The sequence below is a fragment of the Halobacillus sp. A1 genome (assembly GCF_024189295.1).
Lineage (GTDB): Bacteria > Bacillota > Bacilli > Bacillales > Halobacillaceae > Halobacillus_A.
The window spans coordinates 19,188-33,024 of the sequence record NZ_JAIZEN010000020.1 but is presented as its reverse complement, the minus strand read 5'-3'; the positions used below and the strand labels follow the sequence as shown (position 1 = coordinate 33,024).

The window sequence follows — 13,837 nt, the reverse complement described above, 5'->3', positions numbered from 1 at the left end:
TGAAAGGTTATATTATAAGAAAAAGCCTGCGAATAATAGCAGGCTTTTTCTTATGTGCTTAATTATTGTAGAAGTTGAAGAACACCTTGTGGCTGCTGGTTTGCTTGAGCCAGCATAGCTTGTGATGCTTGTCCAAGGATTGAGTTCTTCGTTTGGTTCATCATTTCTTCGGCCATGTCTACGTCACGGATACGTGATTCTGCGGCTGTAAGGTTTTCAGAAGATGTTCCAAGGTTGTTGATGGTGTGGTCTAGGCGGTTTTGTACGGCACCTAGTTTAGAGCGCTCAGCAGATACATCTTCAATAGCATCATCTAGCGTTGCAATCGATGAGTTAGCATCCTCTTGAGTGGATATATTGATTCCACCATAGCTGTCACCTGCAGTACCTTCGAATTCTTCGACTCCTGCTTTAGCAACAAATTCGTGATTGCTTTCATCAGCATCTGAATCATCAAATTCCACATCGTCTACCGCATACATAGTTCCATCTATATCAACAGCAGCAACATTACCATTCACTGATAGAGCATCACCTGTGAATTCTTCACCATCAATTTGAATAGGATTAGAACTTAGATCTTCAGTTTCTAAAGTTCCAGCAACTCCAAGAGCCTCTGCTCCCATATCCTTAATTGAAATATCAATGTTTTGATCTTCATTCGAACCTATTTGAAGAGTTCCTTCAAATTCACCATCTAATAATTTCTGTGTATTAAACTCAGTGTCATCAGAAATACGAGTCAATTCCTCAGATAGTTGATCAACTTCTTTTTGGAGTTCTTTACGATCTGTATCCGTGTTCGTATCGTTCCCAGACTGAACGGACAACTCACGCATACGCTGTAAAATATCATGAGTCTCGTTCAAAGCACCCTCAGCCGTTTGAATCATAGAAATACCATCCTGAGAGTTACGAGACGCCTGATCCAAACCACGGATCTGTCCACGCATTTTTTCAGAGATCGCAAGACCCGCTGCATCGTCTCCGGCTTTGTTAATGCGAAGACCTGATGATAGCTTCTCCATAGAGTTCTGTTGCCCTTTGTTTGCTTCGCCCATTTGGCGGTGTGTATTTAACGCTGCAACGTTGTGATTAATTCTCATTATCATTACCTCCGTGTTTGTTTAGAGCACGTCCTTATGCTCGTTTTAATTTATAAAAACTCGTTATGAGTTCCTACCATGAATTTCTTCTCTAGCAATTTTAAATGATGAGGCTGCTTCGAGTCCGATTCTTAGTAAACCGTCCTCTGTCTTGATCGCTTCGATCACAAGGGTTTCTCCTTTATGTTCTACAATGATCTTCTCACCGGGATTTCTACCAATTACAAGTGCCACTTAACCATCCTCCTTGATGTTATATCTTATATCGGTTGGATCATGGATAATTAAAGCAATCTTTCAATATATTTTTATTCGCTAATCCTACAAAACAAAAAAGCAGCTCCGTAACTTACGGAACTGCTTTTTCTATAGTGCTAGACCTGCATATTTTCTACTTCTTCTATTTCCTTCTGTAGAAAATCCATCAACTCCTGAATCATCTCTCCAGAGAAATCAAAACGAATGCCGGCCGCTTCGTACACATCGGCTAATGATTTAGTATTGCCGAGCGCCAGTGCTTTTTTGTAACGGTCCAGTGTTCCTTCAGGGTCTTCTTTGTATTGCTTATACATTTGCACCGCGCCGAGCTGGGCGATGACATACTCCACATAATAGAACGGTACTTCAAAGATATGAAGGATGAACAGCCATTCTTTCCTGCGCGCGTCCTCATAGCCGCTCCAATCGACGACTCCTGAAGACAGCTCTTTGGACAGGGCAGCGAATTTCTCCATCCGTTCTTCCTTCGTATGCTTCGGATTTTCGTACATCCAGTGCTGGAACTGATCGACACGGATCCCGCCTGGCAGGAACGTCACGATGTCGCGCAGCAGATCAAGCTTAGCCTGCCGCTGCTCCTCTTTTGAATAAAAGTGATCCCACTGATCGATCGAAAACAGCTCCATCGTCATGCTGGCGAGCTCAGATGATTCCATCGGCGTTTCTCGATCGTAGGCTAACGGCTGCTGCAGCTTCAAATCGTTATGAATGCAGTGGCCCATTTCGTGGAATAGCGTCATCATATCACCGTGCGTGTGGGAAGCATTCATGAAGATAAAGGAAAGCTGGGATACAGGCAGCGGGGTGCAGAAACCGCCCGGAGACTTATTTTTACGCGTTTCTAAATCGAGCATTCCTTTGTCATCCATTAGATCAATCAATTCAGAGAAACGGGGATCGATTTGTTGTAGAGCTTTCGACGTGCGATCGACAAGCTCATCCCGCTTGGAAAATGGTTTCAGAGGCGTGCGGCCTTTGGGTACAGCACTTCGGTCATAAGGACGAAGCACCTCGACGCCCAGCTCCTCCTGCTTCTGTTTTTCAATTTTTTCAGCTACAGGCAGGACATGTTGGCGTATAGAAGCCGCCAGCTCCTTGCAATCATCCGGCGTATAATCAAAGCGCTCATATTTTTTGAACATATAGTCGCGATAATTCGCGAGACCGCTGTTCGCCGCTTTCTTCTCACGTAGCCCCATCAACTCACTCATGATCTCCTGCAGCTCATCCTCCACCGTCGTCAGCGCTTGAAAGATTTTATCAAAAGCAGACTTTCTCACATTGCGGTCAGGATCCTCTAAATAAGGAAACAGCTCCGGAATCGTTTTTTCCTCGCCATTCCAGTCCGCTGACAAGCCGCCCGTCAGCTCAAAATAACGGGTAGCGAGACGATCCTCTTCCACCTCAAGTCCAATATTCTCTTCACGAAAAAGCTCCATCGCATTTTCTTTACTGCGCAGAAGCCGGCCGTATTTATCTTTATCGAGCTGCTCCTTAAAAGGCGAGCTCATCAGCTTATCATCAAGCTTCGCCGTGTACGTTTTCATTAACGGCTCAATCTTCTCCTGATCATGTTCAAACGCCCGCTTCGCTTCTTCATCTTGATTATGTGCCTGGAAATCGATGTAGTGCCCATCAAGAGCCTCCCGCAGCTCATCGTAAAAATCCGAAACCTCAAGCAGCCACGATTCCACGTCGGCTAACGTATGGAAAGGCAGCTGAACGAAAGTCTCAAGCTTCGCTTCAATAGCCTTTGTATCCTGCAAATCATGCTTTTCTATGTAAATCGAACTCATAATAAATCCCCCTCTTTCTTCCTATATATAGCATTCGCTAAAAGGAAGAGAATTCCTTTACTGTTTTTCCTCCACTCGTTTGCGCGCTCGAAATTCTGTTCCAAAAAATATGGCAGCGATTAGAAACAGGGCATTAGAGATCATTAATACGATGCCGTTCCATTCTCCGTCAAAAATGGTGGTGTTTACGAATGTCATGACGTGCATGGCGATGATGACGATAAATAGGATGATGTAGGTTTTCAATGTTCTTCCTCCTTTTTTCTTTTCAACCATATAATAAAAAATGGCAAGAATCAGTGTAAAGCAGATCAATAATAGAGCATGTAGAAGGACCCTAGTTTTTCAACATACAAGATATAAATTTACAAGAAATACAAGAGTTAAGGCACAATCGTACTGTTGTATACCTTATAATATTAATTAGAAACATGGAAAGGAGGAATATAATGGAGAACCAAAAGAAAGTAGAAGCACAAAGTATTTTCCATAAGTATAAAGCTCAACTAGCAAAAGAGTTTTTAGAGATTGAAAAAAATAATCTTCTTACGTCAGATGAAAAAGTCACCAAAATTATTACAACCACATCTATCTTATGCGCTGCTGTTGCCATACAACCGATACCATTTGCTGACATTTTCATTCTGACACCCATACAAGCATTTATGGGTCACAAGATTGCACAGGTTAGGGGCATTAATCTAAAAGAAGAAAGTGTAAAAGAGGTTATAAAGTATATTGGCGGGGTAATTGGCGGGGGATTTGCAGCACAACAAACAGCTATCGGCCTTTACAAAATAGGATTGCCTGGGATAGGTGGATTAATGACAATCCCTCTAGTTGCTGGACTTACATTTGGATTGGGAAAAGCAATAGATCTGTATTTCATTGAAAAAGCTAAGGGAAGAGAGCCGAGTAAAAGTGATATAATTAATGCATTCAAATTGGGTAAAAAGACCGGGAAAAACATTTCAAATGATGATGTAAAAAAGCAAATGGAGGACCTTAATGACAAAGGTTAAAAGGGTTATCAAAAAAAACTGGGATGAGATTGGAATCGCCACCGCACTGGGCCACTTCTATACTCAAGGAAAAGATATAGATATGGAACAGCATGGGTACGTAATAGAGGCACTTAAAAAAAGTAATTCTAGCTTACAAGATGCAAATTTAGATGATTTGCATAGCTATGTTCAATCGTTAGATGAAGACCAATTGCCTGGTCTGGCTTCAAACGTTAAGGGAATTGCCCATGAAATCTATTATGTAGAAGCTGAAAATGATAATGGGGACACGGTACAAGCATTCATGTTTGAAGATACAAACCATGAGGATTATGACATTGTGGTAAATAATGATGATGGAACTTCTACAAGCTTTCAATTAAAAGCAACTGATTCCACTTCATATGCCAATGATGCAATTGAAGGTGTAGGTGCAGACCAGGTTATACTAACTGAGGAACTCGCTGAGAAAATGGGCGTCAAGTCTTCCGGTATAACAAATGAACAACTCACAGCTGATGTAGAATATACAGTTGATCAATTATTAGAAGACCAAAGTCTTTGGGGTTATATCCCTTACTTATCTGCATGGTCTATAGCATTGATTGGAGCTTCATTAACTAAGCGTTACATAAAAAAACAAATTGATAAAAAAACCTATGTTCAATTTATGACTATTTATTGTGGTGCTAAATTATCAAAGGTTACAATTATAATTGCTGCGCTATCTATTCCTGGCATTAACATAGTTGCTGGTGCCTTACTTTTTCTCAAGTTAGGTATAAGTGTTAAAAATACTTATTCAAGTTAGCTGAAAAACGCAATATAAAAACAGTCAATACTATTGATGGTAATGACTGTTTTTATATTGCGTTTTTTAACTTAGAACTAATTCAGCATTTAGTCGATCCGATTCAAGCTCCCCAATTGCGATTTCTTCTTGTTTTTTTATGGCTAATTGTCTTGTATTCCCTATATGATATAGGGTTCCAGTCTTTGGTAAGTCTTCATTAGGAAAGTTTAGTGAGAAATTCGTTGAAAAAGGAATCTTAAAATCTTGCCTTTTTGAAGGTGTAAATGAAAACTCATTTCCTATTCTCTCCTGTTTTTTCTCGACCTTTTGTAATTCATGTTCCAACTTGTTCAATTCTTTTTGCGTTTGTTGAAGTTTTTTTTGCACATCTTTCTTTCCAAATTGATTTTGCTGCTGAATAGCTTTCACTTTATTCTCTAGTCCAATTTTTTCCGTTTTGTTTTGCTCATATTGTATAAGAATTGCTTCCTGATCTTCATCAGTATCTACCCTGAATTTAGAATTAGTAGCTAATTCTTTCATAATATACTTCATTATTTCTTTTGAATCTGAAATATTATTTTCCATCATTTGATTGAATAACTCTATTTCCCCAAGATCTTCGAAATTCTCTATTAAGCCAGGCTTAACTTTATTATTGTAGTAATTTCTTTTTTCTTTCTTTTTTAATGAACCAAACTTTTTGATCCGATCATCTAGATCCGCACATATATCCAAGATTTTCTGCTCTATTTGTTTAAAATAAATCAATTCTTCGTTTTCTAATTCGGTTGTTACAATTTCTTCTTCCAAATGCATAATTTCTTTCTCTAGTTCTTTTAGGTGTTTTGCTGCTTCAGGTCCCACTTCAGTTAATTGAGATTCAATTAAAGCTATTTCTTCTTTCTTCTGATCGATAGCAACGTCAAGTTGCTTCCGTTCTTTACTAAGTTCCTTATTTTCTTTTTCCCACAATTCTTTTTTCTCATAGTATTCTTGTTTTTCATGTAGTTCAAATTGTTGTTGTAGCAAGCTATTTGAATAAGATTTAATAGTTTCAACAAGTGTCTTTGTTTCCTGCCAGTTATACACGCCTAATTTAATTTCAGATAAAGCCGCTTCTAATTCCTTTTTAATCTGGTCAATGTCAGTTGAATCATCTTTTTGAAAAAATCTTCCAAGTAAAGATGCAAAAACCGTTTTTCGTTCATTACTAACCATTTCTGCATATTCAACTACTTGCTCCAAATATTTGATAAACTTATCCTTTTCCTTTTCCCACTTAGCATATAGTGGGTCAATCTTAGCTTTTGGGTCTAGCATCTTAGGAGAAATTCTCCATTTATGGATAATTGTTCGTGCTAATACTTTGTCTTGATTTAATTCCGGTTTAATAATACCTTCAAAATAATTACGAAGGTTCGCTACTTCAATTGTCCCATAATCGACAACTTCTGACTCCTTTATATTCTTTTCTTCTAAATTTTGTTTAAACCCCTCAAAGATAACCTTAGAACCTGAAACTTGATCTAAAGTTGTTTGATTCCTAAAAATCCATAACTCACTTTTACTAGCTTTTAAGCGACTTCTTAAGTCTCCTACACCCTTTGGGCTTAACGCTATCCCTGTTTCATATTGCTTTGATTGATTTCCACTTAGTAGAATTCCTTTTTGCTGATCCGCAAGAACAAAAAAACTATCAAAAGACTTCATTGAATAAAATTGAATACCTTCAACGTCTTCAAACTCTTTTATAAAAGAATGATCAATTGCCAAGTCTGTATAAACCGATACTTTCACACCAAGTCTGGCCTTACTAACAACTAGAGGGATAAGATCGTTATACTCTCTATAGTTGGAAATGCCTATATGCAGTTCAAAATTCGCCGATTCAATAACACTCTTTATCCGTTCCGACAGATACTCTTGCTCCCAACCGTTATAGAAAAAGCTATCAGGATCTATTAAAGGATAGATGTCAAATGGTGAGCGAAGTGACGCAGTGTTAGCCTCACGATAGCCTCTATACTCTTCTGAAGCATTCCAAAACCTCCAAATAAAATAGTGATATGCTTCCTTTAGCTGTTCACCATTAAAAGCTCCTAAATACCCTAATCCACCTTCTACATCTAATCCATTGGCACCTGCAAGATATCCACTTTTAGTTTCGAGTTTAGGTTTAGGGTCTATCATAATCATGAAACCCGTAACATTAGTATCAACTCGCAGAATAGCTTTTTCACTAATGAAATCTTGATAAAATTCTTCATAGGAACTTGTGAGAATATAAACCCTAACTCCCCTTTTCGATAGTTTTGGGATCTCTTGTAGTATTTCTTTAGGTATTTTGTTGCTGCTGCATATACAAACTAGTTCCTCTGCATCTCGGAGCTTACTAATTACTGTCTGTTTAAGTGGTTCATATTGAACAAAGACCTTTGATTCGTTAAGCCTTTCCCATATATTTTCCAAAGTTAATTGGCTGTTTGAAAGTTTTTGTTCAAAATGTTTTATATAGCTGGTGTCCGTAGTCACAGATGATGAACCCCCTCAATTTCACTAAGTTTGTCATTTAATTTCACCGGAAATATTTCAGGCGTAACCTCCATAAAACTAATATCCTGCCAAACACCTTTTGTATGAATGTCCACGTTTAATAAGCTCCTATACCTACATTGATCTAATTCAGCAGTCATTTTAAATCGATGCCAACCCCCCTCAGATTGGTAAGCAAAATAACGATCATGCGGCTGAATAACTCCTGAATACACGTCGTCATACAACTTGAGTTGAATGGTATTATCATTTAACTCAACAGGTTCCTTAGTAACTAATAAAACATCTTTTACTCCTTTGGATCTAAAGGATTCTACAAATAAGATGAACTTCTTAATCTGAGCGGGATTTTTCACAAATTTAGAAGAAAAAACAAGCGTTTCAGGTTTCTCAACATGAACTATTTCTTGAACAAGTTCCATCATTGATAGTTCTTTTCCAGGGGTAATGTCCACTCTTCTATTACGTACAATAAATCGTTCATCTACATCCATGAATAAATCAAGTGGTGCTTGTATATTCCAATATGAATTATAGTTTTTTCGTTCTTTTACTTCTCTTGCCAATTCATCAATCTTAATTGTGTCAAGAATGTATTGATAGTTAATAAAAGCTCGATGTTGTCTCAACTCATCAAGATAACCGAGTATCTCGTGACTGCTTTTATATCCATTCTCCAAAAACTTCTCTACCAATAAGAGGATCCACTTTTTTGCATCTTGATCATGTTTAGGGCCAATCGCAATCGAATGAATTTTTGTTGCTTCAAATTCCCCTAACCCTTTTATTGAAAGACTCGGGATATTTAGGGATAGACTTAAATTTTCATACTGTTCCTTACTAAGACCATCTAAAGGAACTTCCAGACATTCTGTGACATCATTCCACCGCATTCCTTCTTGTTTATGATCTTCAATTAGCTTATATACTAACTTTGAGGTAGTACGATCATTCATTCCTTCTAATTCATGAGATCTATACCTTAAAATGTTTCTGGATACGGATTTTAATTCGCCTGATAAATAAATTTTAGAATGTACAGTCTGGTCTACATCAATTTCCCAAACTAACTCATAAATCCCGCTATCTTGATTTAGATAAGCGGATTGATTTTTTGATTCGAAATGCTTTATTTTAAATTCTGCAGAATCTATAACAGACCTATAAGAATTACCCACAAAAGGATCACTATCTAATTTTGTTCCACCGCTTTTATTAAAGTTTTTACTTCGTTCATGGTAGAGTACTAAGTGATTCAAAATCTCATCCTCAATAAAATAAATGGCAAATTGTCCTCTCCCTTCAACAGGTACTAATCCTGTTGAAGCTATACGAGATCCTCTTGTAGATAGCTCGCCATTTGGGTTTAGCAACCCTATCGATTTAAGATGATTTAATATGCCACTAATGTAAATTTTTGGAACTCCTTCGCCCATTTTGGATTGAAGAAGGGTTTCGTTCGCCAAGCCACCATTTGTCTTAATAAATTTCACCAACTCAACTATATCTTGTCGGTTAGATACCATCGATTCAATTGTTAATATAGATTCAAATGATTTGACTTGTCCTTTCCTACGAAGAGTTAATCTCATTTCCGAACCTCCTATCTAAGTTAGTAATTCGTAAAACGTACAGATTCTCTAGGAAGTACCTGAAGTTGTTCAGATCGGTTATTGTTTAAGAAATAGTGATATTTACCTACAATTACTCTTTGATATTTAGCCCTAGTTATCCCTACATTTAAACGGTTAGGGTTATCCATGAATCCCATCCCTCTTTCTGTTCTTACCATAGACAAGAAGGTAATATCAGCTTCTTGCCCTTGAAATTTATCAACGGTGTAGTTCTTAATATCTACATTGCCAACCTGAAAGTTTGATATTTTATTAGTTTGTCCTGAAAGTTTTTTCAACTTTTCTGCGAACAGCTTTCGTTGACCATTATAGAAAGACAAACAGGCAACTTCCCATCTACCTTTTTCGTGATCCTCATTAAATTGGTATTTTGCCCAACTTATAAAATGTTGTAACTCTTTCATAATCGCCTTCACTTCAGCTTCATTCGAAGACCTTTTCATTTTTCCATTAACATCTAACCATATAGATCGAGATTGATAGCGATCATAAGTCCATTGTCTTTTGAGTGTGACAAACTTTGAATTTAATAGTGACGTTTCATTGTAGAATTGCTTCCTTGGGAAATCTGATATATCTGGATGCATACGATGTTGATAGTCTAAAGTAACAAAGCGACTCGACTTCTCCTTCTCATTGAATCCAGAGTTTAAAGTTGTCACTAATGACTTTTCTCTATTCTTTCCAACACCATCTTGAAGCGCTTGTAATATAGAAGGGAGGGCAATGTCACTAACGTTTTTAATTGCACTTAAGCTATATGCTGATGCAGACTTCGGTGCAAGTAACTCGAGTTGTTTCTTATAGTTTTCTCTAGTATTAGAATTCTCAACATTTTCGAGTTCGAACATGCGAACTAAACGCCAGCCATACTCAGATGACCAACTTCGTTCTTTTAAAAATTTCTGCTGTTCATATAAGAAATCAATTGGAAGTTTATCTCTGTGACGATTATGCTTCCATGTAAATTCAAGGGCTTTGTTGAGGTTCTTTGGATACTCATCATAATAAGCATTTACTTGATAACGATGATCTGAATCTTCCCAGTGTTGTGATAGCACGACCATATTTGTCGGAATATAAAGTTCAATTTGATTAAATATCTTTTCGTTAACGAAAATTACATTTATCCCATTTAATCCCCATAAAATGTGGTCTTGCCTTTGAATATTCTCTTCAGAAATAGACGCAAAAGCATCTGAATCGCTTAGAAACTCTTTATCAATGACGGCAATCCTTTTTTTTATGTCTTCAGTTTTTGTTGCAATTAACTCTTTCTGTACTTCCTTAATAACTTCTTCAGACTCAACAATACAAACTGGCATCTTCACTTTAAAGTTATAAATGTACTGGTAAATTAATAATGCAGCCCTTTTAAGTGGTGGCTTTAACTTATCGTTATCATCAATACCTGCTATAATCTGCTCTCGGTCATTAAATGGCGGGAGTTGCTTAATATCACCAACTAATACCCATTTCTTTGTATAAAGAGCTGGTATAAGGAATTCTTGGAAGGTAGTTTTACTTGATTCATCAATAATTAAGTAATCATAATAGGGAACAGGGGGCTCGTCGCTCTGTAGATTGAATAATGGATGCTTGAGAATCCCAATTGTTGTTCCACAAACTAAATTAGAGGACTCAATCATTAAACGGTCATACTCATGTCCTGTATAATTATTAATACAAAATTCTTGAACACTTTCTTTAACAGAACCCATATCTCCAATACGAAGAGGCGAAATTCCATCCATCAACTTATTTACTTTGAGGCGTTCTAATACATTATCTATCGCAACGTGGGTTGACCCACAGAGTAAAATGCGTTTCCCTTGCTTCACTAACTGCAAGATTAATTCTAGAATTGTAGTGGTCTTTCCGGATCCTGGAGGTCCTTCTAGTAAGGCAAAGTCAGGAGTTGATATGGCCTTCTTCACAAAATTTCTTTGCGACTCAATTCCTTCTCGATCTGAATCGGTTAATACACACCAAGTCTCTATTTCCTCTAATTTACTGTCCGGCCATACTTGACTCATTGATTTTTTTTGTGAAAGTTTTATTAGTGCTTCATGCTCATGTAAAGGCTTATTCCTAAGCTTTTGAAGAGATTTAATTTGCATTTCCAACTGATAAGTATTCACTCGAATTGATAATACTTCGGGAATATCTTCATATGTAAAACTCCCCTTGTTAAATGCACTTTTAACATATAAAATCCGTTCATCCTCATTACTAGGAGGAACGATTTGCAACTTAATTAATTGTCTATTGATAATGCCTTCTAATTCATCAACATCTTGATCAAAAAAATAATCAATGTTTGACTTTGATAAGAACTCACTTTCATCATCTTCATCTCTTAAACGAATAGCAAGTTTTCCATGGCCATTCTTCGTTACTTTTTTGGTTTGTATATTAACCCTAAATAAAGGGATACCAAGTAAGGGATGAATTTCTTCGTATCCATTTTTTAAAAAACTTGTATTCCCTAGAGTAGTAAAAATACCTCTATCAGAATCTACATGTATTTCTTCCTCTCCATTACCCAATTGGTTAGGAACTTTAGGATCTCGAATTGTATAGTTTATCTTTGATGAGCCCTGGTACACTTCTAGAGGTTTAGGGAATGACTTGTCGATATAAAACTTATTAACTTCTTTCGCCTTTATAGGTAAGAGTTGGCCCTTTTCATTCTTATATTCTTCAACATTGGAACTGACGATACACCAATTGTTTTGATCGATAAAAAGACCACTTACGAGTAAATCCTCATCATCATCAACATCGCCTTTTATAGTAAAGGAATAGCACTCCCGTAATTGGTCATACCTTAGACTTGTAATGTCAACATGTTTGTCTTTTTGACTTAACCACTTAATATCGAACTCAGATACCTTTGCTATACTCCCATCAATTGTTAAAGCCGATTTCTCGCCTTTATATATACTCCAATCATTTAAACTAATTAAGTACTTGTTGTTTGAAAGTGTAATTAACTTAAACTGCTCAGGTAATATTGGGACCCAATTATTATCAAGTCTAATGCCCTGGGAAGGGTCAAATGGAACTGAGTTTGTTACCTCTAACTCTAAGTATCTTTCTTCCATATAAACTTCTATTTCAGTCGATGAAGATACAGTAATTTCATAAACCAGTGGTTTAAAGTTTAAAACAGTTGGATCCTCTACTTTATCCCAACGAGCTTTTATATGTTTCTTATCTTTTAATGACTTAATTGCGAGATTTAAATACCTATCAAACTTACTTAAGTTATCCGATACAGCATTAACCATATTAGTGGCAATTCTAGGGTCTTCGTATAGAGCGTGATAATAAAGGTTCATTCCCCCAACTCCTCTAGGTGTTATATAAACATAGTCATATTATACCGTATTTTTTGGTAATATTGGATTATTTTTGGTTTTTTTCTTTATAATACACTTGTAAAGAAAAGAATGGTTCAAATCTAACAAAAGCACACCTGAATGTAGCACAACAAATGTAAAAAGCTCCTCAATAGTTAAATCTCCTTTTGAGAAGTCTCTTATCATAATTACCTAGGTTGCTTACTTTATTCCTTCCTCCTATTATCCATAAAATTGAAATGAGTGCAGTCATTAATTTATTTCGAATTTCCAGCCATAGGTTTTTATTTTAATGCCCTCTCTTTTGGCGTTATACATTTCATCTTCGAAATAAGGAAGGACGCCACTACAAACTATTATTCCTTCTACATTCCTTCACCCGAGTTCTTTATTGCATAATTTCATATAATGTTTAATTTGGTTCTTAGCTTGCCTGCCTACCTTGTCCTTTTTAACTTCAACAACAATCCATTTCTCTTCATCCGGTTGATAAAGCAGGAGGTCCAACCTTGATCCATCGGCAAAGAAGTATTGACTTTTCTTTAGTTGAAGTCCTTCACCTAAAACTGAGGGGTCATTTAGTATGAATTTTTCAATGTCCCTTTCAAGAATTTCAAAAATCTCTGTAGTTGATATTGCATCATTAACCAGACGTCCTTCTTGCTCATTGTTATCAATTAAATCGAATAAAAAGGTTACATCATCATTGTTCAGCAGCTTCCAATCACGAAGCGCTGATGATTTTGCTGCTAAAGGATCTTGTTTTGGATTAAGATTCGTTCGTTTAGATAATTTGAATAATAGCCATTCAGTAATTTCCAAAGGAATCTCTAGGCGTTTTGACCGAATCGGATCTCCAAAAACTACTGTTTCTTTCGGCTGGAGTTCACTTCGCTCTCTTAGTAAATGAGGGTTATTATATTTTCTTACAATTAGACCGTCTTCAAGTATATCCTTAACTCGATGTACTTCTTCAACTACATAGTATGCTGTAATGAACTTTTTATCATATATTGTTTTATGGAAGAATAGATAATCTCCCTTACTCAGACCTAAAAGTCTCTCCCCAGATCTATTCACATCACCATACGTAAATTCATGCAATAGCGAATCCTCGTGTCCCTTGTTTTTCTCGGGATCTTTATAGCCAATTAAATAATTAGGCACTGCTCCTCTCTCCTTTCCTTTTTCACTAATATAGAACAAGCCTTTTCAATTATTGCTTATTATATTATTTAAATTCGACACCTGTTTGATTTTTCCTTTTTGACTATTGTTGACGAAGAAACCTTAGCAAGTTATCC

At 36.6% G+C, this 13,837-nt stretch carries 10 protein-coding genes; 2 read left to right on the top strand and 8 right to left on the bottom strand.

Features of this window, described 5'->3' with window-relative positions:
• Positions 1-62: 62 nt before the first annotated feature.
• From LF817_RS16435 to LF817_RS16420, 4 genes are all read right to left on the bottom strand, one after another.
• Positions 63-1,106, bottom strand: a complete 1,044-nt coding sequence (locus tag LF817_RS16435; RefSeq protein WP_253936901.1) for a flagellin N-terminal helical domain-containing protein — start codon at positions 1,104-1,106, stop codon at positions 63-65.
• A gap of 63 nt (positions 1,107-1,169) precedes the next feature.
• A complete protein-coding gene (locus LF817_RS16430; RefSeq protein ID WP_253936900.1) occupies positions 1,170-1,340 on the bottom strand; it encodes a carbon storage regulator in 171 nt (56 codons plus the stop codon).
• Positions 1,341-1,480: 140 nt separating this feature from the next.
• Complete coding sequence (locus tag LF817_RS16425) at positions 1,481-3,181, bottom strand: M3 family oligoendopeptidase (RefSeq protein WP_253936899.1); 1,701 nt, start codon at positions 3,179-3,181, stop codon at positions 1,481-1,483.
• Positions 3,182-3,238: 57 nt separating this feature from the next.
• Positions 3,239-3,427: a hypothetical protein gene (locus tag LF817_RS16420; protein WP_253936898.1), complete on the bottom strand. Its 189-nt coding sequence runs from the start codon at positions 3,425-3,427 to the stop codon at positions 3,239-3,241.
• A gap of 203 nt (positions 3,428-3,630) precedes the next feature.
• On the opposite strand from LF817_RS16420, the gene LF817_RS16415 reads away from it, so the two are divergent.
• Both LF817_RS16415 and LF817_RS16410 read left to right on the top strand, forming a co-directional pair.
• A complete protein-coding gene (locus LF817_RS16415) occupies positions 3,631-4,203 on the top strand; it encodes a YcjF family protein (protein ID WP_253936897.1) in 573 nt (190 codons plus the stop codon).
• On the top strand, positions 4,190-4,996 hold the full coding sequence (locus LF817_RS16410; protein WP_253936896.1) for a hypothetical protein: 807 nt from the start codon (positions 4,190-4,192) through the stop codon (positions 4,994-4,996). The genes LF817_RS16415 and LF817_RS16410 overlap by 14 nt, the downstream gene beginning before the upstream one ends.
• Before the next feature lie 66 nt (positions 4,997-5,062).
• Here the strand turns inward: LF817_RS16410 and LF817_RS16405 are convergent, their stop codons facing one another.
• The 4 genes from LF817_RS16405 to LF817_RS20445 form a co-directional block, all read right to left on the bottom strand.
• Positions 5,063-7,513, bottom strand: a complete 2,451-nt coding sequence (locus LF817_RS16405; protein WP_253936895.1) for a synaptonemal complex protein 1 — start codon at positions 7,511-7,513, stop codon at positions 5,063-5,065.
• Positions 7,510-9,126 carry a hypothetical protein gene (locus LF817_RS16400; protein ID WP_253936894.1) on the bottom strand — a complete coding sequence of 539 codons (1,617 nt, stop codon included), beginning with the start codon at positions 9,124-9,126 and terminating at the stop codon, positions 7,510-7,512. The genes LF817_RS16405 and LF817_RS16400 overlap by 4 nt, the downstream gene beginning before the upstream one ends.
• A 20-nt stretch (positions 9,127-9,146) precedes the next feature.
• Positions 9,147-12,512 (bottom strand): AAA domain-containing protein, encoded by a 3,366-nt coding sequence (locus LF817_RS16395; RefSeq protein ID WP_253936893.1) that lies wholly within the window; start codon positions 12,510-12,512, stop codon positions 9,147-9,149.
• A gap of 396 nt (positions 12,513-12,908) precedes the next feature.
• Positions 12,909-13,700: an endonuclease NucS domain-containing protein gene (locus LF817_RS20445; RefSeq protein WP_253936892.1), complete on the bottom strand. Its 792-nt coding sequence runs from the start codon at positions 13,698-13,700 to the stop codon at positions 12,909-12,911.
• Positions 13,701-13,837 lie beyond the last annotated feature (137 nt).